The sequence below is a fragment of the Leclercia tamurae genome, assembly GCF_025566055.1.
GTDB lineage: Bacteria > Pseudomonadota > Gammaproteobacteria > Enterobacterales > Enterobacteriaceae > Enterobacter > Enterobacter tamurae.
Genome location: NZ_JAMHKS010000077.1, coordinates 234,249 through 258,434 on the forward strand (window position 1 = coordinate 234,249; position 24,186 = coordinate 258,434).

26 protein-coding genes and 4 tRNA genes are annotated in these 24,186 nt (G+C 55.7%); 9 read left to right on the plus strand and 21 right to left on the minus strand.

What is annotated here, in order from left to right; genetic code table 11:
• Positions 1-2: 2 nt before the first annotated feature.
• The 3 genes from modB to M8318_RS19080 form a co-directional block, all read right to left on the minus strand.
• The gene (gene modB / locus M8318_RS19070; protein WP_262664013.1) at positions 3-692 is read right to left on the minus strand and encodes a molybdate ABC transporter permease subunit; all 690 of its coding nucleotides are present in this window, start codon (positions 690-692) and stop codon (positions 3-5) included.
• Positions 689-1,465 carry a molybdate ABC transporter substrate-binding protein gene (gene modA / locus M8318_RS19075; protein WP_262664014.1) on the minus strand — a complete coding sequence of 259 codons (777 nt, stop codon included), beginning with the start codon at positions 1,463-1,465 and terminating at the stop codon, positions 689-691. Before modA ends, modB begins: the two co-directional genes overlap by 4 nt.
• A gap of 179 nt (positions 1,466-1,644) precedes the next feature.
• The gene (locus M8318_RS19080) at positions 1,645-1,794 is read right to left on the minus strand and encodes an AcrZ family multidrug efflux pump-associated protein (RefSeq protein WP_032617112.1); all 150 of its coding nucleotides are present in this window, start codon (positions 1,792-1,794) and stop codon (positions 1,645-1,647) included.
• Between the two features lie 127 nt (positions 1,795-1,921).
• Here M8318_RS19080 and modE point away from each other — a divergent pair, with 127 nt between their 5' ends.
• From modE to gpmA, 7 genes are all read left to right on the plus strand, one after another.
• On the plus strand, positions 1,922-2,710 hold the full coding sequence (modE, locus tag M8318_RS19085) for a molybdenum-dependent transcriptional regulator (RefSeq protein ID WP_262664015.1): 789 nt from the start codon (positions 1,922-1,924) through the stop codon (positions 2,708-2,710).
• Between the two features lie 67 nt (positions 2,711-2,777).
• Positions 2,778-4,247, plus strand: coding sequence for a molybdate ABC transporter ATP-binding protein ModF (modF, locus tag M8318_RS19090; RefSeq protein WP_262664016.1), 1,470 nt, complete (start codon positions 2,778-2,780; stop codon positions 4,245-4,247).
• A gap of 203 nt (positions 4,248-4,450) precedes the next feature.
• On the plus strand, positions 4,451-5,467 hold the full coding sequence (gene galE, locus M8318_RS19095) for a UDP-glucose 4-epimerase GalE (RefSeq protein WP_106992394.1): 1,017 nt from the start codon (positions 4,451-4,453) through the stop codon (positions 5,465-5,467).
• Between the two features lie 9 nt (positions 5,468-5,476).
• Complete coding sequence (galT, locus tag M8318_RS19100; protein WP_262664017.1) at positions 5,477-6,523, plus strand: galactose-1-phosphate uridylyltransferase; 1,047 nt, start codon at positions 5,477-5,479, stop codon at positions 6,521-6,523.
• Positions 6,524-6,525: 2 nt separating this feature from the next.
• On the plus strand, positions 6,526-7,674 hold the full coding sequence (galK, locus tag M8318_RS19105; protein ID WP_166181889.1) for a galactokinase: 1,149 nt from the start codon (positions 6,526-6,528) through the stop codon (positions 7,672-7,674).
• Positions 7,668-8,708 (plus strand): galactose-1-epimerase, encoded by a 1,041-nt coding sequence (galM, locus tag M8318_RS19110; protein WP_262664018.1) that lies wholly within the window; start codon positions 7,668-7,670, stop codon positions 8,706-8,708. The genes galK and galM overlap by 7 nt, the downstream gene beginning before the upstream one ends.
• A 212-nt stretch (positions 8,709-8,920) precedes the next feature.
• Positions 8,921-9,673: a 2,3-diphosphoglycerate-dependent phosphoglycerate mutase gene (gpmA, locus tag M8318_RS19115; protein ID WP_262664019.1), complete on the plus strand. Its 753-nt coding sequence runs from the start codon at positions 8,921-8,923 to the stop codon at positions 9,671-9,673.
• Positions 9,674-9,739: 66 nt separating this feature from the next.
• Here the strand turns inward: gpmA and aroG are convergent, their stop codons facing one another.
• The gene (aroG, locus tag M8318_RS19120; RefSeq protein WP_262664020.1) at positions 9,740-10,792 is read right to left on the minus strand and encodes a 3-deoxy-7-phosphoheptulonate synthase AroG; all 1,053 of its coding nucleotides are present in this window, start codon (positions 10,790-10,792) and stop codon (positions 9,740-9,742) included.
• 321 nt (positions 10,793-11,113) lie between these two features.
• On the opposite strand from aroG, the gene M8318_RS19125 reads away from it, so the two are divergent.
• Together M8318_RS19125 and zitB are read left to right on the plus strand one after the other, a co-directional pair.
• Positions 11,114-11,602 carry a protein YbgS gene (locus tag M8318_RS19125; RefSeq protein WP_106992389.1) on the plus strand — a complete coding sequence of 163 codons (489 nt, stop codon included), beginning with the start codon at positions 11,114-11,116 and terminating at the stop codon, positions 11,600-11,602.
• 128 nt (positions 11,603-11,730) lie between these two features.
• Positions 11,731-12,666 (plus strand): CDF family zinc transporter ZitB, encoded by a 936-nt coding sequence (gene zitB / locus M8318_RS19130; RefSeq protein WP_262664022.1) that lies wholly within the window; start codon positions 11,731-11,733, stop codon positions 12,664-12,666.
• On the opposite strand, the gene pnuC is transcribed toward zitB, so the two are convergent.
• From pnuC to cydA, 17 genes are all read right to left on the minus strand, one after another.
• On the minus strand, positions 12,663-13,382 hold the full coding sequence (gene pnuC / locus M8318_RS19135) for a nicotinamide riboside transporter PnuC (RefSeq protein ID WP_166181885.1): 720 nt from the start codon (positions 13,380-13,382) through the stop codon (positions 12,663-12,665). The genes zitB and pnuC overlap by 4 nt on opposite strands.
• Before the next feature lie 29 nt (positions 13,383-13,411).
• A complete protein-coding gene (nadA, locus tag M8318_RS19140; protein WP_262664023.1) occupies positions 13,412-14,455 on the minus strand; it encodes a quinolinate synthase NadA in 1,044 nt (347 codons plus the stop codon).
• Positions 14,456-14,618: 163 nt separating this feature from the next.
• A tRNA-Lys gene (locus M8318_RS19145) sits at positions 14,619-14,694 on the minus strand.
• 33 nt (positions 14,695-14,727) lie between these two features.
• A tRNA-Lys gene (locus M8318_RS19150) sits at positions 14,728-14,803 on the minus strand.
• Between the two features lie 3 nt (positions 14,804-14,806).
• Positions 14,807-14,882, minus strand: a tRNA-Val gene (locus M8318_RS19155).
• A 27-nt stretch (positions 14,883-14,909) separates the two neighbouring features.
• Positions 14,910-14,985 (minus strand) — tRNA-Lys (locus M8318_RS19160).
• Between the two features lie 162 nt (positions 14,986-15,147).
• Complete coding sequence (gene cpoB / locus M8318_RS19165; protein ID WP_106992385.1) at positions 15,148-15,942, minus strand: cell division protein CpoB; 795 nt, start codon at positions 15,940-15,942, stop codon at positions 15,148-15,150.
• A 9-nt stretch (positions 15,943-15,951) separates the two neighbouring features.
• On the minus strand, positions 15,952-16,473 hold the full coding sequence (gene pal, locus M8318_RS19170; protein WP_106992384.1) for a peptidoglycan-associated lipoprotein Pal: 522 nt from the start codon (positions 16,471-16,473) through the stop codon (positions 15,952-15,954).
• 34 nt (positions 16,474-16,507) lie between these two features.
• Positions 16,508-17,800: a Tol-Pal system beta propeller repeat protein TolB gene (tolB, locus tag M8318_RS19175; protein WP_262664024.1), complete on the minus strand. Its 1,293-nt coding sequence runs from the start codon at positions 17,798-17,800 to the stop codon at positions 16,508-16,510.
• 128 nt (positions 17,801-17,928) lie between these two features.
• Entirely contained in the window at positions 17,929-19,260 is a 1,332-nt protein-coding gene (gene tolA, locus M8318_RS19180) for a cell envelope integrity protein TolA (protein WP_262664025.1), read from the minus strand.
• Positions 19,261-19,297: 37 nt separating this feature from the next.
• A complete protein-coding gene (gene tolR / locus M8318_RS19185) occupies positions 19,298-19,726 on the minus strand; it encodes a colicin uptake protein TolR (protein ID WP_106992382.1) in 429 nt (142 codons plus the stop codon).
• Positions 19,727-19,729: 3 nt separating this feature from the next.
• The gene (gene tolQ, locus M8318_RS19190; RefSeq protein WP_106992381.1) at positions 19,730-20,422 is read right to left on the minus strand and encodes a Tol-Pal system protein TolQ; all 693 of its coding nucleotides are present in this window, start codon (positions 20,420-20,422) and stop codon (positions 19,730-19,732) included.
• A complete protein-coding gene (ybgC, locus tag M8318_RS19195; RefSeq protein WP_106992380.1) occupies positions 20,419-20,823 on the minus strand; it encodes a tol-pal system-associated acyl-CoA thioesterase in 405 nt (134 codons plus the stop codon). The genes tolQ and ybgC overlap by 4 nt, the downstream gene beginning before the upstream one ends.
• A 148-nt stretch (positions 20,824-20,971) precedes the next feature.
• Complete coding sequence (gene ybgE / locus M8318_RS19200) at positions 20,972-21,256, minus strand: cyd operon protein YbgE (protein ID WP_106992379.1); 285 nt, start codon at positions 21,254-21,256, stop codon at positions 20,972-20,974.
• Positions 21,256-21,369, minus strand: a complete 114-nt coding sequence (cydX, locus tag M8318_RS19205) for a cytochrome bd-I oxidase subunit CydX (RefSeq protein WP_006177208.1) — start codon at positions 21,367-21,369, stop codon at positions 21,256-21,258. Before cydX ends, ybgE begins: the two co-directional genes overlap by 1 nt.
• A 14-nt stretch (positions 21,370-21,383) precedes the next feature.
• Positions 21,384-22,523, minus strand: coding sequence for a cytochrome d ubiquinol oxidase subunit II (gene cydB / locus M8318_RS19210; RefSeq protein WP_262664027.1), 1,140 nt, complete (start codon positions 22,521-22,523; stop codon positions 21,384-21,386).
• A gap of 15 nt (positions 22,524-22,538) precedes the next feature.
• Positions 22,539-24,107, minus strand: coding sequence for a cytochrome ubiquinol oxidase subunit I (gene cydA, locus M8318_RS19215; protein WP_262664028.1), 1,569 nt, complete (start codon positions 24,105-24,107; stop codon positions 22,539-22,541).
• Between the last annotated feature and the right edge of the window lie 79 nt (positions 24,108-24,186).

A 24,186-nucleotide genomic window follows, 5' to 3' on the forward strand; every position in this document is an offset into this window, starting at 1 on the left:
GGTCAGTTCCCCATCCGTTCACGACTTACACGGGCCAGCCACTCCGACACCAGCAGCGACACCATCGCCAGCACAATGGAGATAATACACAGACGCGCGGCGGCTCCTTCGCCACCGGGGGTCTGAATCAGGGTATACATCGCCGACGGGAGGGTGCGGGTTTCGCCGGGAATATTGGAGACAAAGGTGATGGTCGCGCCAAACTCCCCCAGCGAGCGGGCAAAGGCCAGCACGGTGCCGACAATAATGCCCGGCAGCGTCAGGGGAAGCGTGATGGTCAGAAACACCCGCCAGCGCCCGGCCCCCAGCGTGCGGGCGGCCTGCTCAAGCTTCATATCCACCCCCTCCAGCGCCAGGCGGATCGCCCGCACCATCAGCGGGAATGACATCACCGCGGCGGCGATTACCGCGCCGCGCCAGCTGAAGGCAAAGCTCAGGCCAAACCATTCGTACAGACGCTCGCCGATAAACCCGCGGCGCCCCATGGCGATGAGCAGCAAATAGCCGACTACCACTGGCGGCAGCACCAGCGGCAGATGCAAAACGCTGTCCAGGAGCGCTTTACCGGGGAACTTACAGCGGACCAGCAACCAGGCGAAGAAGATCCCAAAGGGCAAACTAAATGCAACCGCGAGGGAAGAGACTTTCAGGCTCAGCAGCACGGCCTGCCATTCAGGATCGGTCAATATCATTCGTGAGTCGTAAATCCGTAACGTTTAAAGATTGCCGACGCCTGCGGCCCCTTCAGATACTCGTAGAAGGCGCTGACGGTCGCGTTTTTATGTCCATCGACGATGGCAACAGGATATTCCACTTTCTTGTGCGAGTCTTCCGGGAAGGTCCCGACCACTTTCACCCCTTTTCCGGCAACGGCATCGGAACCGTAAACGATCCCCAGCGGCGCTTCGTTGCGCTCCACCAGCGCCAGGGCGCCGCGCACATCTTCTGCCGGGGCCAGTTTTGGCGACAGGGTCTCCCATGCGCCCAATTTTTGCAGTGCCTCTTTGGCGTAAATGCCCGCCGGCACGTGTTCCGGATCGCCCACCGCCAGACGCCCCTCTTTCAGCAGGCTGGTCCAGTTGGTCTCTTTATTGATGGTGAACTCACCCTGGGCGCTGGTTTTTGGCACCACCACCACCAGGCTATTGCCGAGCAGGGTTGCACGACTGGCGGTATCTATCGCTTTTTTCCCGACAGCGTAATCCATCCACTTCTGATCGGCAGAGATAAACAGGTCCGCAGGCGCGCCCGCTTCAATCTGACGCGCCAGGGTAGAGGAAGAGGCAAACGACGATACCACCTCAACGTTTTTCTCTTTTTTATACGCCGCTGCAATATCCTGCATCGCGTTCGTCAGGGAGGCCGCCGCGAAGACGGTAACTTTGCTCTCATCCGCCAGGGCATGCCCGGTCAGAGTGAGGGTCAGCGTTGCCCCTGCGAAAAAGCGTAACCATGTACGTGCCATCTTTAGCTCCTTTGAGTTTCGTTATATACACAGGAATATAACGATAACCCCAGGGTTTGCCCAGCGTTAAATCGTGCCGATCGGTGAGTAGATCAAATTGATGCCGAAAATAATATCGGCGCGGAGGGGGGAAACTTGAGAGCAAAACGCCCGGCGGAACCGGGCGTTTTTACAGGAAATTAATTCTGCTTTTTCGGCTGTTTTCTGTGGCCGACATTGGAAAAGATGTTGAACACCTCACCCAGACCGTAAATAGCACCGAGGATGATAGCCATCACCACTGGCACCATGATTACGGCGAATACCAGACTTTTCAGCAACTCTAACATGGCTTTCTCCAGACAATGTGAATGCTTTATTCTAACCGGAAAAGCGAGAAATACATCCCCTTTTGTGCGGTACAGTTTGCGCATAAAACGAATTCCTTCACAATACCCCTTTTGCCAGGACATTGTTATGCAGGCCGAAATTCTCCTCACCCTACGTCTTCAGCAAAAACTGTTTGCCGATCCCCGCCGCATCGCCCTGCTCAAACAGATCGCGCAGACTGGCTCCATCAGCCAGGGAGCAAAGAACGCCGGCATTAGCTATAAAAGCGCCTGGGATGCTATCAACGAGATGAATACCCTGAGCGAACACACCCTGGTCGATCGCGCCACCGGCGGCAAAGGCGGCGGCGGTGCGATCCTGACGCGCTACGGACAGCGGCTGATCCAGCTCTATGACCTGCTGGCGCAGATCCAACAGAAAGCCTTCGATGTCTTAAGCCATGACGACGCTCTGCCACTGGACAGCCTGCTCGGTGCCATCTCGCGTTTCTCTTTACAGACCAGCGCCCGCAACCAGTGGTTTGGCACCGTTACCGCCCGCGACGACGATCATGTGCAACAGCATGTGGAGGTCTTGCTTGCCGACGGCTCCACCCGCCTGAAAGCGGCGATTACTGCCCGGAGCGGCAAGCGGCTGGGGCTGGATGAGGGTAAAGAGGTGCTGGTGCTGCTGAAAGCGCCCTGGGTCAGCATCACTCAGGACAATGAAACGGCGAAGCAGGCGGATAACCAGCTGCCGGGGATCATCAACCATATCGATCGTGGCGACGAGCAGTGTGAAGTGCTGATGACCCTGCCCGACGGCCAGACGCTCTGCGCCACCCTGCCCCTGACCCAGAGCCAGGGTTTAGAAGAAGGTGCTGAGGCGACGGCATATTTTAATGCTGACCGGGTGATTATCGCCACGTTGTGCTAAGCGCATTGACATTCGCGCCGACAGTGGGTATCCCTGAGACTTATTGCTGCAAAAAATGGGATAAGTCATGTCATCATTGCAAATTTCGCAAGGCACGTTTCGTCTTAGCGATACCCGAACGCTCACGCTCGCGGATTTTACGCTCAATGCTGGTGAAAGCTGGGCGTTCGTTGGCAGTAACGGCAGCGGCAAGTCTGCCCTCGCCCGGGCGCTGGCCGGGGAGCTGACGCTGCTGAAGGGCGAACGCCAGAGCACCTTTACCCGCCTCACTCGCCTCTCCTTCGAACAGCTGCAAAAGCTGGTCAGCGACGAGTGGCAACGCAATAACACCGACCTGCTCAGCCCCGGCGAAGAGGATACCGGCCGTACGGCGGCTGAGATCATTCAGGACGAGGTCAAAGACGAGGTCCGCTGCCGCCAGCTGGCGGAACAGTTCGGCATCACTCACCTGCTCGACCGACGCTTTAAATACCTCTCCACCGGTGAAACCCGCAAAACGCTGCTGTGCCAGGCCCTGATGGCCGAGCCCGAACTGCTGATCCTTGATGAGCCTTTCGACGGCCTCGATGTGAAATCCCGCGAGCAGCTGGCGGATCTGCTGGCCTCCCTCAATCAGCAGGGTTACACCCTGGTGCTGGTCCTGAACCGCTTTGACGAGATCCCTGATTTTGTGCAGCACGCCGGGGTGCTGGCAGATTGCACCCTGACGGCGGTGGGTGAAAAAGCGCACCTGCTGAACCAGGCCCTGATTGCCCAGCTGGCGCACAGCGAAAAACTGAACGGCGTCACCCTGCCCGAACCGGATGCCCCCTCCGCGCGCCATGCCCTGCCGCAGGATCAACCGCGGATTGTGCTCAATAACGGCGTGGTGTCGTATAACGATCGCCCAATCCTCGACCAGCTCAGCTGGACGGTGAATCCCGGCGAGCACTGGCAGATTGTCGGCCCTAATGGCGCCGGGAAATCGACCCTGCTGAGCCTGATTACCGGCGATCATCCTCAGGGGTACAGCAACGATTTAACCCTGTTTGGCCGCCGTCGCGGCAGCGGCGAAACCATCTGGGATATCAAAAAGCATATCGGCTATGTCAGCAGCAGCCTGCACCTCGACTACCGGGTCAGCACCACGGTGCGCAACGTCATTCTGTCGGGTTATTTTGACTCCATTGGCATTTATCAGGCGGTTTCCGATAAGCAGCACAAGCTGGCGCAGCAGTGGCTGGATATTCTCGGCATGGATAACCGGGTCGCGGATGCTCCCTTCAGCAGTCTGTCGTGGGGCCAGCAGCGGCTGGCGCTGATTGCGCGCGCGCTGGTGAAACACCCGACCCTGCTGATCCTTGATGAACCTTTGCAGGGGCTCGACCCGCTCAACCGCCAGCTGATTCGCCGCTTTGTGGATGTCCTGATTAGCGAAGGGGAAACGCAGCTGCTGTTTGTCTCACACCATGCGGAAGATGCCCCCGCCTGTATCACCCATCGGCTGGAGTTTGTCGCTGACGGCGACAGTTACCACTACCAGACGGGCCCGGTCTGACACCCTGGCGGGGTCATGCCCCGCCTTTTTCAGATAACCTGCAACATCCCACCCCAGGCACTTTGATTTACAATCCTTTTTTAGCCGGAACGTTGCTGCGCTTAATGCAGTGTAAGCGATTCCACTATTTTATCCCATGTCACACTTTCCTGCTGTCTGATATGCTAGGATTATCTCATACCATAAGCCTAATGGAGCGAAATATGCGAGTTCTGGTAACAGGTGGTAGCGGTTACATAGGAAGTCATACCTGTGTGCAACTGCTGCAAAATGGCCACGACGTCATCATCCTTGATAACCTGTGCAACAGTAAACGCAGCGTGCTGCCGGTTATGGAACGTCTGGCCGGTAAACAGCCTGCCTTTGTCGAAGGCGATATTCGTAACGAAGCGCTGATGACCGAGATCCTCCACGATCACGCCATTGATACCGTGATCCACTTTGCCGGGCTGAAAGCCGTCGGCGAGTCGGTGTCGAAACCGCTGGAGTATTACGATAACAACGTCAACGGTACGCTGCGTCTGGTCTCTGCCATGCGCGCGGCGGGCGTGAAAAACTTCATCTTCAGCTCCTCGGCCACCGTCTATGGCGACCAGCCGCAAATCCCTTATGCCGAAAGCTTCCCGACCGGGACGCCGCAAAGTCCGTACGGCAAAAGCAAGCTGATGGTGGAACAGATCCTCACCGACCTTCAAAAAGCCCAGCCGGAGTGGAGCATCGCCCTGCTGCGTTATTTCAACCCGGTGGGTGCGCATCCGTCAGGGGATATGGGGGAAGATCCGCAGGGTATTCCGAATAACCTGATGCCGTATATCGCTCAGGTGGCGGTGGGCCGTCGTGATTCACTGGCGGTATTCGGCAACGACTACCCGACCCCGGACGGCACCGGCGTGCGCGACTACATCCATGTGATGGATCTCGCCGACGGTCACGTCGCGGCCATGCAGCAGCTGGCGGATAAACCGGGCGTCCATATTTATAATCTCGGCGCGGGCGTCGGCAGCAGCGTGCTGGATGTGGTTAACGCCTTCAGCGCCGCCTGTGGCAAACCGGTGAGCTACCACTTTGCCCCGCGTCGCGACGGCGATCTGCCTGCCTACTGGGCGGATGCCAGCAAGGCCGAGAAAGAGCTTAACTGGCGTGTTTCGCGCACGCTTGATGAAATGGCACAGGATACCTGGCGCTGGCAGTCTCGCCACCCGCAGGGTTACCCGGACTAAGGATCTGTCATGACCCCATTTAACCCCGTCGATCACCCACATCGTCGCTTTAATCCGTTAACCGGGCAGTGGATACTGGTCTCTCCACATCGCGCCAAACGCCCCTGGCAGGGTGCCCAGGAGACGCCAGCGAAACAAACGCTGCCCCAGCACGATCCGGACTGTTTCCTCTGTCCGGGGAATACCCGCGTCACCGGGGATGTTAACCCTGATTACAACGGCACCTTCGTTTTCACTAACGACTTTGCCGCCCTGATGACCGACACGCCGGACGCCCCGCAGAGTGAGGATCCGCTGATGCGCTGCGAAAGCGCACGCGGCACCAGCCGGGTGATCTGCTTCTCGCCGGATCACAGCAAAACCCTGCCGGAACTGAGCGTTGAGGCCCTGACCGAGGTGGTGAAAACCTGGCAGGAACAGACCGCCGAGCTGGGGCAGAGCTATCCGTGGGTGCAGGTCTTCGAGAATAAAGGCGCGGCGATGGGTTGCTCCAACCCCCATCCGCACGGCCAGGTGTGGGCCAACAGCTTCATGCCTAACGAAGTGGAGCGGGAAGATCGCCTGCAAAAAGCCTATTTCGCTGAGCAGCAGTCGCCGATGCTGCTGGACTACGTTCAGCGCGAACTGGCCGACGGTAGCCGCACCGTGGTGGAAACCGAGCACTGGTTAGCCGTGGTGCCATACTGGGCGGCGTGGCCATTTGAAACCCTGCTGCTGCCGAAAGCTCATGTTCTGCGGATCACCGATCTGAGCGAGGCCCAGCGCAGCGATCTGGCCCTGGCGCTGAAAAAGCTGACCAGCCGTTATGACAATCTGTTCCAGTGCTCCTTCCCCTATTCCATGGGCTGGCACGGCGCGCCGTTTAATGGCGAAGAGAATCAACACTGGCAGCTGCACGCCCACTTTTATCCGCCGCTGCTGCGCTCCGCAACCGTACGTAAATTTATGGTCGGATACGAAATGCTGGCAGAGACCCAGCGTGACCTGACGGCTGAACAGGCCGCAGAGCGTCTGCGTGCAGTGAGTGATGTCCATTTTCGCGAATCCGGAGAATAACAATGACTCTGAAAGATAAAACCCACGCCCTGTTTGCTGAAAAGTTCGGTTACCCCGCCACGCACGCGATTCAGGCGCCTGGCCGCGTTAACCTGATCGGCGAGCACACCGACTACAACGACGGTTTCGTGTTGCCCTGCGCCATTGATTACCAGACGGTGATCAGCTGCGCGAAACGCGACGACCGCAAGGTACGCGTGCTGGCAGCGGATTATGACAACCAGATCGACGAATTCTCGCTGGATGCGCCGATTGTTGAGCATGACAGCCAGCAGTGGTCGAACTACGTTCGCGGCGTGGTAAAACACCTGCAGAAGCGCAACAAAAATTTTGGCGGCGCGGATCTGGTGATCAGCGGCAACGTGCCGCAGGGGGCGGGCTTAAGCTCATCCGCCTCACTGGAAGTGGCGGTCGGCACCGTCTTCCAGCAGCTGTATCATCTGCCGCTGGATGGGGCACAAATCGCCCTTAACGGCCAGGAAGCAGAGAACCAGTTCGTCGGCTGCAACTGCGGCATCATGGATCAGCTGATCTCGGCGCTGGGTAAAAAAGGCCACGCGTTATTGATCGACTGCCGCTCGCTGGGCACCAAAGCAGTCAGCCTGCCGAAAGGCGCGGCGGTGATCATCATCAACAGTAATTTCAAACGCACCCTGGTCGGCAGCGAGTACAACACCCGCCGCGAGCAGTGTGAAACCGGCGCGCGCTTCTTCCAGCAGCCTGCGCTGCGTGATGTCTCGCTTACTGAGTTCAATAAAGTGGCTCACCAGCTGGATGCGGTGGTGGCGAAACGCGTTCGTCACGTTCTGACCGAAAATGCCCGTACCGTGGAAGCGGCGGCGGCGCTGGAGAAAGGCGATCTGCGTCGTATGGGTGAGCTGATGGCCGAGTCCCATGCCTCCATGCGCGATGATTTCGAAATCACCGTGCCGCAGATCGACACCCTGGTGGAGATTGTGAAAGCGGCGATTGGTGAACAGGGCGGCGTTCGCATGACCGGAGGGGGTTTCGGTGGCTGCGTGGTGGCGCTGGTGCCGGAAGAGTTGGTTCCGGTAGTGCAGCAGGCTGTTGAACAGCAGTATGAAGCCAAAACCGGCATCAAAGAGACCTTCTACGTCTGCAACGCCTCACAAGGAGCTGGCCAGTGCTAAACGAAACACCTGCTCTCGCCCCTGACGGCCTGCCGTACCGCCTGTTAACCCTGCGCAATAGCGCCGGGATGGTGGTAACGCTGATGGACTGGGGCGCCACGTTACTGTCAGCCCGCGTCCCGATGCGTGATGGCAGCGTGCGCGAGACCCTGCTCGGCTGCGCATCCCCTGAGCAATACATTGAACAAACCGCGTTCCTTGGCGCCTCGGTGGGCCGTTACGCCAACCGTATCGCTAAAAGCCGCTTTGAGCTGGACGGCACGCGCTATACGCTGCTGCCGAGCCAGGGTGAAAACCAGCTTCACGGCGGTCCGGACGGCTTCGATAAGCGTCGCTGGCGCATTATCAAGCAGAACGATGGCGAAGCGCTGCTGACCCTTCACTCCCCGGATGGCGATCAGGGCTACCCGGGTAACTGTGAGACGAGCGTCCATTATCGCTTAACGGATGATAACCGGATCGCCATTGAATACCGCGCCACGGTGGACAAGCCCTGCCCGGTCAACCTGACCAACCATGCTTACTTCAACCTCGACGGCGACTGTAGCGACGTGCGCAATCATAAGCTGCAACTGCTGGCCCAGACGTATCTGCCGGTTGATGAGATGGGGATCCCGCAGGAAGGGTTAAACGCGGTTGACGGCACCAGCTTTGATTTCCGCACCACCAAAGCTATTGCCGAGGATTTCCTCGCGGATGACCATCAGCGCAAGGTGAAAGGTTACGATCATGCCTTCCTGCTCGATGCTGAGGGTGATCTCAGCCAGCCTGCGGCGCACCTGTGGTCTGCCGATGAAAAGCTGCAGATGACGGTCTACACCACCGCCCCTGCCCTGCAGTTCTATTCCGGTAACTTCCTCGACGGTACCCCGGCGCGGGAAGACGGTGAGTACCGTGCCTGGCAAGGCCTGGCGCTGGAAAGCGAGTTCTTACCGGACAGCCCGAACCACGCGGAATGGCCGCAGCCCGACTGCATTTTGCGCCCGGGCGAAGAGTACATCAGCGTCACGGAATATCAATTTATTGCGCAATAAAAACCGGCCCTCCTGATGGAGGGCTTTTTTTTGCCCACCTTGCTGAAAATAGCGCCAGTTACGGACAAAATCACAACCCCTCATTCACAAGCATCTTACACTGCGACACTATTTTCGCTATGGTTAGGGTTAAGCGTTGCCCGCGGCTCAGTCGCGGCAATATAATGAGAATTGTTATCATTCGAATAATGCTTGTTCTGGAGGAGTAAAATATGGCTGTAACTAAGCTGGTTCTGGTACGTCATGGCGAAAGCCAGTGGAACAACGAAAATCGTTTTACCGGTTGGTATGATGTTGACCTGTCCGAGAAAGGCGTTGGCGAAGCGAAAGCGGCTGGTAAGCTGCTGAAAGACGAAGGCTTCAGCTTCGACTTTGCTTATACCTCCGTGCTGAAACGTGCCATCCACACCCTGTGGAACGTGCTGGACGAACTGGATCAGGCCTGGCTGCCGGTTGAGAAATCCTGGAAACTGAACGAGCGTCACTACGGTGCGCTGCAGGGTCTGAACAAAGCAGAAACCGCAGAAAAATACGGTGACGAGCAGGTTAAACAGTGGCGTCGCGGCTTCGCGGTAACCCCACCAGAGCTGACCAAAGATGACGAGCGCTACCCGGGCCACGACCCGCGTTACGCAAAACTGACCGATGCTGAACTGCCACAGACTGAAAGCCTGGCGCTGACCATCGATCGCGTTGTGCCTTACTGGAACGAAACCATTCTGCCACGCCTGAAAAGCGGCGAGCGCGTGATCATCGCGGCTCACGGTAACTCCCTGCGTGCGCTGGTGAAATACCTGGACAACATGGGCGAAGAAGAGATCCTCGAGCTGAACATCCCAACCGGCGTACCGCTGGTGTATGAGTTCGACGAAAACTTCAAACCAATCAAGCACTACTATCTGGGTAACGCTGACGAGATCGCGGCTAAAGCTGCGGCCGTTGCGAACCAGGGTAAAGCCAAGTAATAAAAAAGCCCGGTCACGATGACCGGGCCTCAGGTTCTGAATGCCGGATGCTTATCCGGCATTTTTTTAGCCGCGACGGGCTTTCACCGCGGTCGCCAGCTGACGCAACACTGTTTCAGTATCATCCCAGCCGATGCAGGCATCGGTAACGCTCTTACCGTAAACCAGCGGCTCGCTGCCTTCCAGATTCTGATTGCCTTCCACCAGGTGGCTTTCAATCATCACCCCGATAATCGCCTTTTCACCGCCCGCAATCTGCTGGCAGACATCGGTGCTAACGTCCATCTGCTTTTTGAACTGCTTGCTGGAGTTGGCATGGCTGAAGTCGATCATCACCTGTGCAGCCAGACCTGCTTTATCGAGGCCCGCCTTCACTTCTGCGACGTGCGCCGCGCTGTAGTTAGGCTCTTTACCGCCGCGCAGAATGATATGGCAGTCGCCGTTACCGCTGGTATTTACAATAGCGGAGTGACCCCATTTGGTGACGGAGAGGAAGCAGTGCGGCGCCCCGGCAGCATTGATGGCGTCGATCGCCACTTTGATGGTGCCATCGGTGCCGTTTTTGAAGCCCACCGGGCAAGAGAGACCAGATGCCAGCTCGCGGTGAACCTGAGATTCGGTAGTACGTGCGCCAATTGCGCCCCAGCTCATCAGGTCTGCCAGATATTGCGGGGTGATCATGTCGAGGAACTCACCCGCCGCAGGCAGGCCGCTGTCGTTAATATCCAGCAGCAGCTTACGGGCGATGCGCAGGCCGTCGTTGATCTGGAAGCTGCCATCCATATGCGGATCGTTGATCAGCCCTTTCCAGCCCACGGTGGTACGCGGTTTTTCAAAGTAGACGCGCATGACAATTTCCAGCTCATCTTTCAGCGTCTCGCGCAGCGTCAGCAGACGCGCGGCATACTCTTTCGCCGCCGCAGGATCGTGAATGGAGCATGGACCGATCACCACCAGCAGACGATCGTCATTACCTTTCAGGATCTTATGGATCGCTTTACGGGCATGAGAAACGGTGTTGGCAGCATTTTCGGTGGCAGGAAACTTTTCAAGGAGCGCTACAGGGGGTAATAACTCATTGATCTCTTTAATACGTAAATCGTCATTCTGATAATTCATGTTCTTTCCAGCGTTGCCATATTTTTATAAACGAATGCAATCCCTTCAATCTATCTTGTCAGTCAGGAAGTGTAAACTGGCTTTTACACTACGCACAGATAAATCCTGGAATTCGCTTAAAAAACCCCACAAAGTAGCGAAAAGCGAGATACACCCTAAACTTTTTAACTGTATGCACTGCATTTATTACGTTTATTGAGATTCCATACTGACCTAAGTATGGATCATGGCATCTTTAACCACTGAGCAGTATATCGATTTCGCATATGCACTGTGGAAAGAAGTTATCCAGAACATAACGACCAGAACAGGAGCAGCATGATGAAAATGACTAAACTCGCCACTCTTTTCCTGACAGCTTCACTCACCATGGCAAGCGGTGCAGCGCTGGCGGCAGATACAGGCTCCAGCACCAATAACGGCCAGGCGAATGCCGCGGCGGATGCGGGAGCAGTAGCGCCTGATGCGCATCAGAATATTGCTCCAAATAATACCGGTAACAGCCAGATTAATACGGGTTCTGGTACCACAGGTACAACCAGCGGCGGCAGCGGCACCATGTTAAATCCTGATGGTACTAACGCCACCACTAGCGGTACCACTACCGGTAGCGGCAATAGCTCTACAACGGGTGGCTCTAATTCCATCATGGGTAATGACGACCCAAGCAAGATGGGTAACGACGGCATGACCAAAGACGATCAGCACAAGAACTCGATGTGTAAAGACGGTAAATGCCCGGATCAGTCCGGTAAAGTCGATTCTGAACGAACTCCGCAAGAGCAAAAAACTGACGGCACGACCCAGTAATCAACAGTAATCAACAGTAATCAACAGTAATGCGGTTATGATGAAGGAGAGCTACGGCTCTCCTTTATTTTTTGTGCAAGATGTTAAAAACGCTACACTTACAATAATAATGGACCGGGATAGTATTCATGGCGCACACCCACTCACACACCCCTTCTTCGCAGGATGGAAATGCTAAACGCTTAATGCTGGCGTTCGGCGTCACCGCTACCTTTATGATCATTGAGGTGATCGGCGGGCTGATTTCCGGCTCGCTGGCGCTGTTGGCCGATGCCGGGCATATGTTAACGGACGCGGCTGCACTGCTGTTTGCCCTGCTGGCAGTAGTATTCGCCCGTCGCCCGCCAAGCCATGGCCGCACCTTTGGCTGGCTGCGCCTCACGACGCTTGCTGCATTCGTTAACGCTATCGCGCTGGTATTGATCACCATTTTAATTGTCTGGGAAGCCTTCCAGCGGTTCCGATACCCTCAGCCTGTTGCGGGCGTTACCATGATGGTAGTGGCGGTTGCCGGGCTTATCGCCAATATCCTGGCGTTCTGGATTTTGCATCGCGGCAGTGAGGAGAAAAATCTCAACGTGCGGGCGGCGGCGCTACACGTGCTGGGGGATCTGCTGGGTTCGGTGGGAGCCATCGTTGCGGCGCTGGTGATCCTCTGGACGGGCTGGACGCCGATAGACCCGATTCTGTCGATTGTTGTCTCGTGTCTGGTATTACGCAGCGCCTGGCGGTTATTGCAGGAGAGTGTGAATGAGCTGCTGGAGGGTGCGCCGGCCTCGCTGGATATTCCGGCGTTAAAGCGCAACTTAACCCGCTCTATTCCTGAAGTGCGCGACGTGCATCATATTCACGTCTGGATGGTGGGCGAAAAGCCGCTGATGACCCTGCATGTCCAGGTCATTCCTCCCCACGATCACGATGCGCTCCTGGGACGTATCCAGCATTTTCTCGAGCACCATTACGCCATCGCGCATAGCACTATCCAGATGGAGTACACCCCCTGTAACGGACCGAACTGCCACCTCAACGAGATCCAGTCCGGCCACGCCCATCATCACCATTAACGTGCCAGCGCGTGGGAACCTCGTTCACGCGCGCTGTTAATCCACATCCTGCTGCCGTTCAGGGCAATAAAGGTGAGGATCATATACTCCAGCGACATGGCATAGACACCCTGCAGAGCAAAGATCACCACGCTTATCACATTGATGATCACCCACAGCAGCCAGTTTTCGACATATTTGCGGGTCATCAGGATCATGGCGGCAATCGAGAGCACCATCATGCACGAATCCCAGAACGGGAAGGCATCAGGCTGCAGCTCCGGCATGGTGACGTTCAGGCCCAGGCTGCTCATCACCGACACCGCCACGCGGGTAAGGAAGGCGAACACCGGATCGATATAGACTGTCATCAGGCCGATAGCCACTACGCAGGCGGCCAGCCAGCCGAGGGCTTTAGGCAACGGCAGCCAGCGGATCTGCAGTTCCGCCTCCTGCTGGCTGTTCTGCCGCGACCAGGCGTACCAGCCATAGATATTGGCCACGAAGAAGAACAGCTGCAGCAGCAGGCTGGCATACAGCTGGATCTGAAAGAAGATGATGGCGAACAGCGTGACGTTCACCAGGCCAAACGCGTAGTTGACGATCTTCTCCAGACTGGCAAGCCAGATACAGAGCAGACCCGCTATCGTCCCGACGGCTTCAATCCATGACAAGTCATAGCCGCCAGCGCCAATCGGTATGTGTACCAGAATGTTTTGCGTGCTAAAAAAATCCATCTTTTTCCCTCAGCGTTACGTTACGTTGCTTAAGGACGTAGTGTAGCCGCAAAATCCAGCATCCGGTTAAGCGGAATTAACGCCCCTTCCCGCAGCGCCGCATCCACATGGATTTCATGCGCCGCGCCGCCCGATTCCAGCCCGTCTGCAATGGCTTTCAGCCCGTTCATCGCCATCCACGGACAGTGCGCACAGCTGCGGCAGGTCGCCCCCTCGCCCGCTGTCGGCGCTTCCAGCAGCTCTTTCTCCGGCACCGCCTGCTGCATTTTGTAGAAGATGCCGCGATCGGTGGCAACGATAAGCTGGCGATGCGGCAGCGTTTTCGCGGCAGCAATCAGCTGGCTGGTTGAACCCACGGCATCCGCCATGTTGACGATCGCCTGTGGCGACTCCGGATGGACCAGCACGGCGGCATCCGGGTAGAGACCCTTCATACGCTCCAGCGCCTGGGTTTTAAACTCGTCATGGACGATACAGGCGCCCTGCCAGCACAGAATATCTGCCCCGGTCTGTTTCTGGACATAGTTACCCAGATGCTTGTCCGGCGCCCAGATAATTTTCTCCCCGAGGCTGTCGAGATGCTCAATCAGTTCGACCGCGATGCTGGAGGTCACTACCCAGTCGGCACGCGCTTTAACCGCCGCCGAGGTGTTGGCGTAGACCACCACCGTTCTGTCGGGATGGGCGTCACAGAAGGCGGTGAATTCGTCGATCGGGCAGCCTAAATCGAGGGAGCACTCTGCATTCAGGGTCGGCATCAGAATGGTTTTTTCCGGGCTGAGGATTTTTGCCGTCTCACCCATAAAACGCACCCCGGCCACCAGCAGCGTTGAAGCGGGATGTTTTGCACCGAAGCGCGCCATCTCCAGCGAGTCCGAGATGCAGCCGCCTGTCTCTTCTGCCAGCTGCTGAATTTCCGGATCGGTGTAGTAGTGCGCCACCATCACCGCGTCGCGCTCTTTGAGCAAGCGCTTGATCTTTTCGCGGTAGAACTGCTTTTCGTCCAGACTCAGCGGGACCGGCTTAGGCGGGAAAGGATAGATGGCGGCTTCAGGATCAAACATCACACTCATTTTGGCTTCTCGTTTTACTGGCTTAACACCATCGCCTTTATTTTGCGCAACATAGCAAAATGAATGGCTATTGTGTTTTGTATACTAAACAAGATAGCGAATCTGGAGAGAAATGTCATCGGGCTGGATAGCAAAAAGGCGCCTTTAGGGCGCCTTTTTACATTGGTGGGTCGTGCAGGATTCGAACCTGCGACCAATTGATTAAAAGTCAACTGCTCTACCAACTGAGCTAACGACCCCTTGCGGGATGTACTGCTTAATTCTTTTCAGGCTGGTGGGTCGTGCAGGATTCGAACCTGCGACCAATTGATTAAAAGTCAACTGCTCTACCAACTGAGCTAACGACCCGAGTGGTGGGTGATGACGGGCTCGAACCGCCGACCCCCTCCGTGTAAAGGAGATGCTCTACCAACTGAGCTAATCACCCACTCTGTACTGCCGGAACTGCTATTAGTGGTGGGTCGTGCAGGATTCGAACCTGCGACCAATTGATTAAAAGTCAACTGCTCTACCAACTGAGCTAACGACCCACTATTTTGGCTGCTTTTGGGCTGTTTGATATCCCTTGGCAACGGCGGCATATATTACTGATTTAAGAATTCTGCGCAACTAATATTTTGATGAATATCACTTAACTGCTTAGGAAGTATGCGGCAAGACCAGAAAAAACGCGATTTCTGGTCATCCGGCAATCATCCCATCGCAGCAAGACGTTTTTGCGCTTGTTTTGCACCTTCGGTGCCCGGGAACTTAGTGACCACCTGCTGGAAGACGGCCTTCGCTTTCGCGGTATCGCCTTTGTCCTGCATGATCACCCCGACCTTGTACATCGCGTCAGGCGCTTTCGGTGATTTCGGGTAATTTTTTACCACGGAGGCAAAATAGAATGCCGCGTCGTCTTTTTTACCCTTGTTGTAATTCAACTGTCCCAGCCAATAGTTCGCATTGGGCTGATAGGTTGAATCAGGGTATTTCTTCACGAAGTTCTGAAACGCCGCCATTGCCTCGTCCTGGCGCGAGTTATCCTGCACCAGGGCGATTGCCGCATTGTAGTCAGTATTCGCGTCACCGCTCTGTACAGGCGCGCCTGCTGAGGCTGACGCGTCAGCCTGAGGCGTTGCCGCTGCACCAGCTGCGCCGCTTTGATCGCCTGTTGCTGGTTGCGCTGCTGCGCCGCCATTATTCAGGCTATCCATCTGCAGCAGGATCTGCTTCTGACGCTCCACAACCTGATTGAGCTGATACTGGCTTTCCTGAATCTGTCCGCGCAGTGAGTCAATATCGGTTTGGTTGTCAGAGAGCTGCTGCTGAAGTTGGGTTAAAAGCTGACTGTGAGCATTAGAAATACGCTCGAGTTGGGTGACCCGGTCTTCTACCGAGCCTGAGCCGACACTACTGATTGGTGCCTGAGCAAAAGCGGCCCAGGGGGCCGCTATACCAACCAGTAACGACAGACTCAACAGATGATGTCTGAAGTTACTGCTCATGCAATTCTCTTAGTAAACCAGTACGGCACGACGGTTTTTGGAGTAAGCCGCTTCGTCGTGACCCAGTACTGCAGGTTTTTCTTTACCGTAAGAAACGATGGAGATCTGGTCAGCAGAAACGCCTTTACCCTGCAGGTACATTTTAACGGCGTTAGCACGACGCTCACCCAGAGAGATGTTGTACTCAGGAGTACCACGTTCGTCCGCGTGACCTTCTACGGTGACTTTGTAAGACGGGTTGCTACGCAGGAAGTTAGCGTGCGCATCCAGCATCGCAGCGAAGTCAGAACGAATGTCGAACTTGTCCAGATCGAAGTAAACAATGTTGTTCTGCTGCAGCTGTTGCATCTGAAGACGCGCTTGCTCTTCAGAAGACATATTGCCATTGGCGTTTGCGTCCATACCGGTGCCAGCACCCATCATGCCTTCACCGCTCTGGTCGTTGCTTGCGTTCTTGTTAGAAGAACACGCTGCGATTGCCATAACAGGCAGAGCGATCATCAGCCCTTTCAGCACTTTGTTCAGTTGCATTTCTATGATTCCTTTATTATTCAATTAATTATTATTACAGGTACGGCGACCAGGCAGGTGATTTTACCTGTCCATCAGTTGCCGGAATACGCGCTTTGAAACGCCCATCTGTAGAAACCAGATTCAGCACCGATCCCATCCCCTGAGAAGAGCTGTAGATAACCATAGTGCCGTTAGGTGCCAGACTTGGCGTTTCATCCAGGAAGGTTGACGATAAAACTTGTACGCCACCACCACCCAGATCTTGTTTGGCAATGTGCTGCTGACCACCGGCCGTGCTGACCATTACCATAAACTTGCCGTCAGCACTCACGTCAGCATCCTGGTTCTGCGAACCTTCCCAGGTAATACGCTGCGGTGCACCGCCGTTAACATTAACTTTATAAACCTGTGGGCGACCCGCCTGGTCAGAGGTAAAGGCCAGGTTCTGGCTGTCCGGGAACCAGGTTGGTTCGGTGTTGTTGCTGCGACCGTCGGTGACCTGACGGATCTGACCGGAACCGATGTCCATCACGTACAGGTTCAGGCTACCGGTTTTAGACAGCGCAAACGCCAGTTTAGAACCGTCCGGCGAGAATGCCGGTGCCCCGTTGTGACGTGGGAAAGAAGCAACCTGACGCACCGCGCCGTTGGACAGAGTCTGGATAACCAGCGCTGAACGACCGCTTTCGAAGGTTACGTAGGCCAGCTTAGAACCGTCCGGGGACCAGGCCGGTGACATCAGCGGCTGTGGTGAACGGTGAACGGTGAACTGGTTGTAACCGTCGTAGTCAGAGACGCGCAGCTCGTACGGGAACTGGCCGCCGTTGGTCTGCACGACATAAGCGATACGGGTACGGAACGCGCCTTTGATGCTGGTCAGCTTCTCAAACACTTCGTCACTTGCCGTGTGACCCGCATAACGCAGCCACTGCTTGTTCACTTTATAAGTGTTCTGCGCCAGCACGGTGCCCGGTGCGCCACCGGTGTCAACCAGCTGGTAAGCCACGGTATAACCGCCGTCCGGGTTAGGCGTAACCTGACCCATGACCACCGCATCGATACCCAGCGCAGACCATGCCGCCGGTTGTAACTCAGCCGCTGTGCCCGGCTGCTGTGGCAGACGAGAACGATCTAACGGGTTGAATTTACCGCTGTTGCGAAGGTCAGCGGCAACAATGCCACCCACATCTTCCGGCGCAGCACCTGGCCCTTTCCACTGGAATGGAACCACACCAATCGGACGTGCCGAGTCCACCCCCTGGGTGATCTCGATACGCACTTCTGCGTGCAGCACCGCTGCCCACAGCACTAAGAAACTCATTGCAACACGTAATGCCTGCTTCATCATATCTCCCATACCCGGGTAACCTTACCCGCGATAATTTAGCAGAATGTTAACAAACCCAAATAAACAAAACTACCAATCCACAGCCTCAAACGTAGACTGTTTTGCTAACTTTAGCGGGAAAATCGCTACAGTTTGAAGTCCAGTTTGGCATCTTTTACTTTTTCATAAACAGCCTGGCTAGGCGGTTTAGGAATTCTGGCAGTTTTTGCCGCTGTCAGGGCAGCCTGACATAAGGCAGGATCACCGCCTTCCTCAGTAACATCCAGCAGCAGACCGTCTGGTGCCAGCTTGATATGCAGCACACAGGACTTACCGGCATACAGATCAGCGCCATATAAGCGGCTCTGAATGGCATTACGGATTTGCGAAGCATACGCACTAATATCAGCGCCTGACGCGCCACCATTAGTACCACTTGTTCCGCTATCTTTTGCTGGCTGACCGTTACCTTTTGCACCACCCGATTTCGGCGCATTCTTACCTGAGCTCAGATCGCCGAACAGGTCATCAACGTCCGAAGCAGCAGCTTTTTCCGCGGCGGCTTTTTTCGCTGCTGCGGCTTTCGCGGCGGCAGCTTTGTCAGCAGCTGCTTTATCGGCAGCAGCTTTCTTATCTGCAGCGGCTTTTTTATCGGCGGCTGCTTTTTCTGCCGCAGCGGCTTTCTTCTCAGCGGCCGCTTTCTCGGCAGCAGCCGCTTTTTCAGCGGCGGCTTTTTCTGCTGCAGCAGCCTTTTTAGCCGCGTCGGCAGCCGCTTTCTTCTCGGCTTCCTGGGCTGCTTGTTTGGCTGCTTCCGCTTCCGCTTTTTTCTGCGCGTCGGCAGCGGCTTTCTTCGCAGCTTCGGCTTCTACTTTCTTCTTCGCATCGGCAGCAGCTTTGGCGGCTTCTGCTTCAGCCTGTTTTTGCGCATCAGCAGCGGCTTTTTTCGCGGCTAATGCAGCGGCATCTGCGGCTTGTTTTGCCGCCTCAGCAGCCTGTTTTGCCTGAGCATCGGCCTGCGCTTTAGCATCCGCTGCGGCTTTGGCTGCTGCCTCTTCCGCCTGCTTCTGTTTTTCCTGCGCTTGCTTCGCTGCGGCTTCCGCCTGTTTCTGCTGCTCCGCCTGCTCTTTCGCCGCTTCCTGCGCCTGCAAACGTTCTTTCTCAAGCTGCTTCAGACGTTCCTGCTCGGCGGCCTGCTTTTCACGCAGCTCTTCCGCCTGCTGTTGCGCCTGCTTTTCGCGTTGCTCTTCAGCACGTTTTGCACTCGCCTGCTGCTGTTGCTGGCGGTTATAGTTTTGCACTACCGCGCCGGGATCGACCATCACGGCATCGATGGATGAACCTCCCCCACCGCCAGCAGCGGTATCGAGATGCTCATCGAACGAACTCCAGATCAGTGCTGCAAAAAGAATGACATGCAGCACCGCCGAGATAATGATCGCCCGCTTAAGCTTATCGTTTTGTTCGGTTGCCTTTGACACTATGGGTTCCCAAAAACTCTGTTGTGTACGCAGATGATCAAATAGGCTGCGTCATCAAGCCGACTGACTTAACGCCCGCGCTATGCAACAGGTTCAGCGCCTTTATAATTTCATCGTAAGGCACGTCTTTCGCACCACCGATTAAGAAGACCGTTTTCGGATTGGACTGCAGACGTCGTTGCGCTTCGGCAATGACCTGCTCCGGCGGGAGTTGATCGAGACGATCCTTTTCAACCACCACGCTGTACTGCCCTACTCCGGATACTTCAATGATGACCGGTGGATCGTCATTGCTGCTTACAGCCTGAGATTCTGTCGCATCCGGCAGATCAACCTCAACGCTCTGGGTGATGATGGGTGCTGTGGCCATAAAGATCAGCAGCAGCACCAGCAGCACGTCCAGCAGCGGTACAATGTTGATTTCGGACTTCAGTTCGCGACGACCCCGTCCACGCTGTCTGGCCATGGTTTACCCCTTGTTACTCTCGGTACTGGTAAACGCCTGGCGGTGCAGAATCGCGGTGAACTCTTCCATGAAGTTGTCGTAGTTCAGTTCCAGTTTGTTCACGCGCTGATTCAGGCGGTTATACGCCATTACCGCAGGAATAGCAGCGAACAGGCCGATAGCGGTCGCGATCAGTGCTTCTGCGATACCCGGTGCAACCATCTGCAGCGTCGCCTGTTTTACCGCACCCAGGGCGATAAAGGCGTGCATGATCCCCCAGACCGTACCAAACAGACCGATATACGGGCTGATGGAACCGACGGTGCCGAGGAACGGAATGTGCGTTTCCAGCGTTTCCAGTTCACGGTTCATTGAAATACGCATCGCACGGGATGCCCCTTCAACGACCGCTTCCGGCGCATGGTTGTTAGCGCGGTGCAAACGGGCAAACTCTTTGAAGCCGCTATAGAAAATTTGCTCGGAGCCGGAGAGGTTTTCACGACGCCCCTGGCTTTCCTGATACAAACGGGAAAGTTCGATACCGGACCAGAACTTATCTTCAAAGGCTTCCGCTTCACGGGTTGCCGCATTGAGGATACGGGTTCTCTGGATGATGATGGCCCAGGAGGCGATAGAAAAACCAATTAAAATGAACATGATAAGTTTAACCAGAAGGCTAGCCTTCAGGAACAAATCAAGGATATTCATGTCAGTCACTGCTTAAACTCCGCGACAATAGACTTAGGAAGCGCACGAGGCTTCATGATGATTGGATCAACACAGACGATCAGGACTTCAGCTTCGTTCAGTACCGTGTTTTCTGCATTGACGATCCGCTGCGTGAAAACCATTGAGGTCCCGCGCATTGATGTTATTTCCGTTTGGACTTCGAGCATATCGTCGAGTCTGGCGGGCGCAAAATACTCCAGCGTCATCTTGCGTACCACGAAGGCAACTCGCTCCGCCAACAGAACCTGCTGGCTAAAGTGATGATGGCGCAGCATTTCAGTGCGTGCTCGTTCATAAAAGGCAACGTAGCTGGCGTGGTACACCACACCACCGGCATCCGTGTCTTCGTAGTAGACACGCACCGGCCATCGAAATAGCGTTGTATTCACTTTACATCCCGGTAATACAAAAAGGGTCAGATCTTCTAAACTTCGCTACTATACGCGCGGGAATGGTGGTTTGGAATGGGGGAAAGTAAACAGAGAGTAAATTTTTATGGGCCAGGGTAAGCCCATAATATTAACGGATAGTTCTTATTCAGCTGAAAAAGAAAATCAGGCCCACCAGCAGGATCACATCCGCCAGCAGCGGGCAGAAGATGCCCTGCCAGAGTAAGGCTTTCGGGCGAAAGCCGACGCCGTGGATCACCCCGGCACACACTGCCCACATGATGAGAAAACCGTGCCAGATTTCCAGCTCGCTGGTCTTCGCCGCAAAGCGCGACGGGTCCCAGAAGATGCAACCCGCCAGCAGTAACGCCATCACTAAGGAAAGCGCCCTGAGCGGGCGCTTGTCCATGATCCCGTAGAGATACGCGATCATCAGTGTTTTTCTTCACCAGCTTTGGACGCTTCAACGTGCTCAAGCGCCAGGGCGGTGATCACACCAAATGCACAGGCAAGAAGCGTTCCTAAAATCCATGCGAAATACCACATATTCAGCTCCTTCCTTAATACATAGAGTGAGAATTACTTTCGATATGTTCTTTCGTGATACGACCGTACATTTTCCAGTAACACCAGGTGGTGTAGGCCAGAATGAGCGGTACGAACACGGCAGCCACAAACGTCATCAGGTTCAGCGTCATCTGACTTGAGGTGGCATCCCACATCGTCAGGCTAGCATTCATCATGGTGCTGGATGGCATCACGAATGGGAACATCGCGATACCGGCCGTCAGGATGATGCACGCCAGCGTCAGTGAGGAGAAGACGAAGGCCCATGCGCCTTTTTCCATGCGGGAAGTCAGCAGGGTCAGCAGCGGCAGCACCACGCCCAGTGCCGGGATAGCCCACAGAACCGGCGTATTATTGAAGTTCACCAGCCAGGCGCCTGCCTGACGTGCTACTTCTTTGGTCAGCGGGTTAGACGGCGCGGTATGGTTAATCGCCGATGTCACTACGTAACCGTCGATACCGAACATCACCCAGACACCCGCCAGTGCGAAGCCAACCAGCGTCACCAGGGCCGCAATCTGCGAGACGGCGCGGGAGCGCAGGTGCAGTTCGCCCACGGTACGCATCTGCAGATAGGTGGCACCCTGCGTCAGGATCATCGCCACGCTGACCACGCCCGCCAGCAGACCGAACGGGTTCAGCAGCTGGAAGAAGTTGCCGGTGTAGTACAGGCGCATGTATTCATCGAGGTGGAACGGCACGCCCTGCAGCAGGTTGCCGAACGCCACGCCGATCACCAGCGGCGGCACGAAGCTACCGATGAAGATGCCCCAGTCCCACATGTTGCGCCAGCGGTTGTCTTCGATCTTCGAACGGTAGTCAAAACCGACCGGGCGGAAGAACAACGACGCCAGCACCAGGATCATCGCCACATAGAAGCCGGAGAACGCAGCCGCGTAGACCATCGGCCAGGCCGCGAACAGCGCCCCGCCTGCGGTGATCAGCCACACCTGGTTACCGTCCCAGTGTGGGGCGATGGAGTTAATCATAATTCGACGCTCGGTATCATTACGACCGAGGAAGCGGGTGAGCATGCCCACCCCCATGTCGAAACCGTCAGTGACCGCAAAACCAATCAGTAAGATCCCGACCAGCAGCCACCAGATAAAACGCAATACTTCATAATCGATCATTTGACGACTCCTGTCTTAGCGTGCCGGCTGAGAAGCCACGGTGGACTGCTCGTAGTGGTAGCGACCGGTTTTCAGGCTGCTTGGGCCAAGGCGCGCAAATTTGAACATCAGGAACAGTTCAGCCACCAGGAACAGGGTGTACAGGCCACAAATCAGCAGCATGGAGAAAATCAGATCCCCGGCGGTCAGGGAGGAGTTGGCCACCGCGGTTGGCAGCACCTCACCGATAGCCCACGGCTGACGACCGTATTCCGCAACAAACCAGCCGGATTCGATGGCAATCCACGGCAGTGGCATGCCATACAGCGCAGCACGCAGCAGCCATTTACGCTGACCGATACGGTTACGAATGACCGACCAGAAGGAGGCGCCAATGATCAGCAGCATGATGATGCCGCAGCCAACCATGATACGGAACGCGAAGTACAGCGGCGCAACGCGTGGAATCGAGTCTTTGGTCGCCATCTGGATTTGCTCTTCCGTCGCGTCAGAGACGTTCGGGGTATAGCGTTTCAGCAGCAGGCCGTAACCGAGGTCTTTTTTCACGTCGTTAAATTGATCGCGAACGGACTGATCGGCAGAACCGGCACGCAGCTGTTCCAGCAGGGAGTAAGCTTTCATCCCGTTACGGATACGCTCTTCATGCTGCACCAGCAGATCTTTCAGACCGATAACCGGCGTATCCACAGAGCGGGTGGCAATGATGCCCAACGCATAAGGGATCTGAATAGCAAAGTGGTTTTCCTGCGCGTCCTGGTCGGGAATACCAAACAGGGTGAAGGCTGCCGGAGCCGGTTGGGTTTCCCACTCTGCTTCGATCGCCGCCAGTTTGGTTTTCTGCACGTCGCCCATCTCGTAACCGGATTCATCACCCAGCACGATAACAGAGAGGATGGCCGCCATACCGAAGCTCGCCGCGATGGCGAAGGAGCGCTTAGCAAAGGCGAAGTCACGACCACGCAGCATGTAGTAGGCACTGATCCCCATGATGAACATCGCGCCACAGACATAGCCGGATGCCACAGTGTGAACAAATTTCACCTGAGCGACCGGGTTCAGCACCAGCTCGGAGAAGCTGACCATCTCCATACGCATGGTTTCGAAGTTAAAATCTGACGCGATAGGGTTCTGCATCCAGCCGTTGGCTACCAGGATCCACAGTGCGGACAGGTTAGAGCCTAAGGCGACCAGCCAGGTCACAGCCATATGCTGCACTTTACCCAGACGATCCCAGCCAAAGAAGAACAGACCTACAAAGGTGGATTCGAGGAAGAAGGCCATCAGACCTTCAATGGCCAGCGGCGCACCGAAGATATCCCCGACATAGTGGGAATAGTAAGACCAGTTAGTCCCGAACTGGAACTCCATGGTCAGACCAGTGGCCACGCCCAGCGCAAAGTTGATACCAAACAACTTGCCCCAGAACTTGGTCATATCTTTATAAATCTGTTTGCCGGAAAGGACGTAGACCGTTTCCATAATGGCCAGCAGGAACGCCATACCGAGCGTCAGTGGCACAAAAAGGAAGTGGTACATCGCGGTCAAGGCAAACTGTAAGCGCGACAGTTCGACTACATCTAACATCATGACTCCTTGCTCATCGCATGAAGACTCCGGGAGTGGATCCTGCCAGAAAAGATCCACACACATGCCCCAATACAAA

Bases quoted from the DNA above. Each gene is read 5' to 3' on its own strand.
- modB (WP_262664013.1), bottom strand. From the start codon at position 692: ATGATATTGACCGATCCTGAATGGCAGGCCGTGCTGCTGAGCCTGAAA.
- modA (WP_262664014.1), bottom strand. From the start codon at position 1,465: ATGGCACGTACATGGTTACGCTTTTTCGCAGGGGCAACGCTGACCCTC.
- M8318_RS19080 (WP_032617112.1), bottom strand. From the start codon at position 1,794: ATGTTAGAGTTGCTGAAAAGTCTGGTATTCGCCGTAATCATGGTGCCA.
- modE (WP_262664015.1), top strand. From the start codon at position 1,922: ATGCAGGCCGAAATTCTCCTCACCCTACGTCTTCAGCAAAAACTGTTT.
- modF (WP_262664016.1), top strand. From the start codon at position 2,778: ATGTCATCATTGCAAATTTCGCAAGGCACGTTTCGTCTTAGCGATACC.
- galE (WP_106992394.1), top strand. From the start codon at position 4,451: ATGCGAGTTCTGGTAACAGGTGGTAGCGGTTACATAGGAAGTCATACC.
- galT (WP_262664017.1), top strand. From the start codon at position 5,477: ATGACCCCATTTAACCCCGTCGATCACCCACATCGTCGCTTTAATCCG.
- galK (WP_166181889.1), top strand. From the start codon at position 6,526: ATGACTCTGAAAGATAAAACCCACGCCCTGTTTGCTGAAAAGTTCGGT.
- gpmA (WP_262664019.1), top strand. From the start codon at position 8,921: ATGGCTGTAACTAAGCTGGTTCTGGTACGTCATGGCGAAAGCCAGTGG.
- aroG (WP_262664020.1), bottom strand. From the start codon at position 10,792: ATGAATTATCAGAATGACGATTTACGTATTAAAGAGATCAATGAGTTA.
- M8318_RS19125 (WP_106992389.1), top strand. From the start codon at position 11,114: ATGAAAATGACTAAACTCGCCACTCTTTTCCTGACAGCTTCACTCACC.
- zitB (WP_262664022.1), top strand. From the start codon at position 11,731: ATGGCGCACACCCACTCACACACCCCTTCTTCGCAGGATGGAAATGCT.
- pnuC (WP_166181885.1), bottom strand. From the start codon at position 13,382: ATGGATTTTTTTAGCACGCAAAACATTCTGGTACACATACCGATTGGC.
- nadA (WP_262664023.1), bottom strand. From the start codon at position 14,455: ATGAGTGTGATGTTTGATCCTGAAGCCGCCATCTATCCTTTCCCGCCT.
- cpoB (WP_106992385.1), bottom strand. From the start codon at position 15,942: ATGAGCAGTAACTTCAGACATCATCTGTTGAGTCTGTCGTTACTGGTT.
- pal (WP_106992384.1), bottom strand. From the start codon at position 16,473: ATGCAACTGAACAAAGTGCTGAAAGGGCTGATGATCGCTCTGCCTGTT.
- tolB (WP_262664024.1), bottom strand. From the start codon at position 17,800: ATGAAGCAGGCATTACGTGTTGCAATGAGTTTCTTAGTGCTGTGGGCA.
- tolR (WP_106992382.1), bottom strand. From the start codon at position 19,726: ATGGCCAGACAGCGTGGACGGGGTCGTCGCGAACTGAAGTCCGAAATC.
- ybgE (WP_106992379.1), bottom strand. From the start codon at position 21,256: ATGATCGCGTATCTCTACGGGATCATGGACAAGCGCCCGCTCAGGGCG.
- cydX (WP_006177208.1), bottom strand. From the start codon at position 21,369: ATGTGGTATTTCGCATGGATTTTAGGAACGCTTCTTGCCTGTGCATTT.
- cydB (WP_262664027.1), bottom strand. From the start codon at position 22,523: ATGATCGATTATGAAGTATTGCGTTTTATCTGGTGGCTGCTGGTCGGG.
- cydA (WP_262664028.1), bottom strand. From the start codon at position 24,107: ATGTTAGATGTAGTCGAACTGTCGCGCTTACAGTTTGCCTTGACCGCG.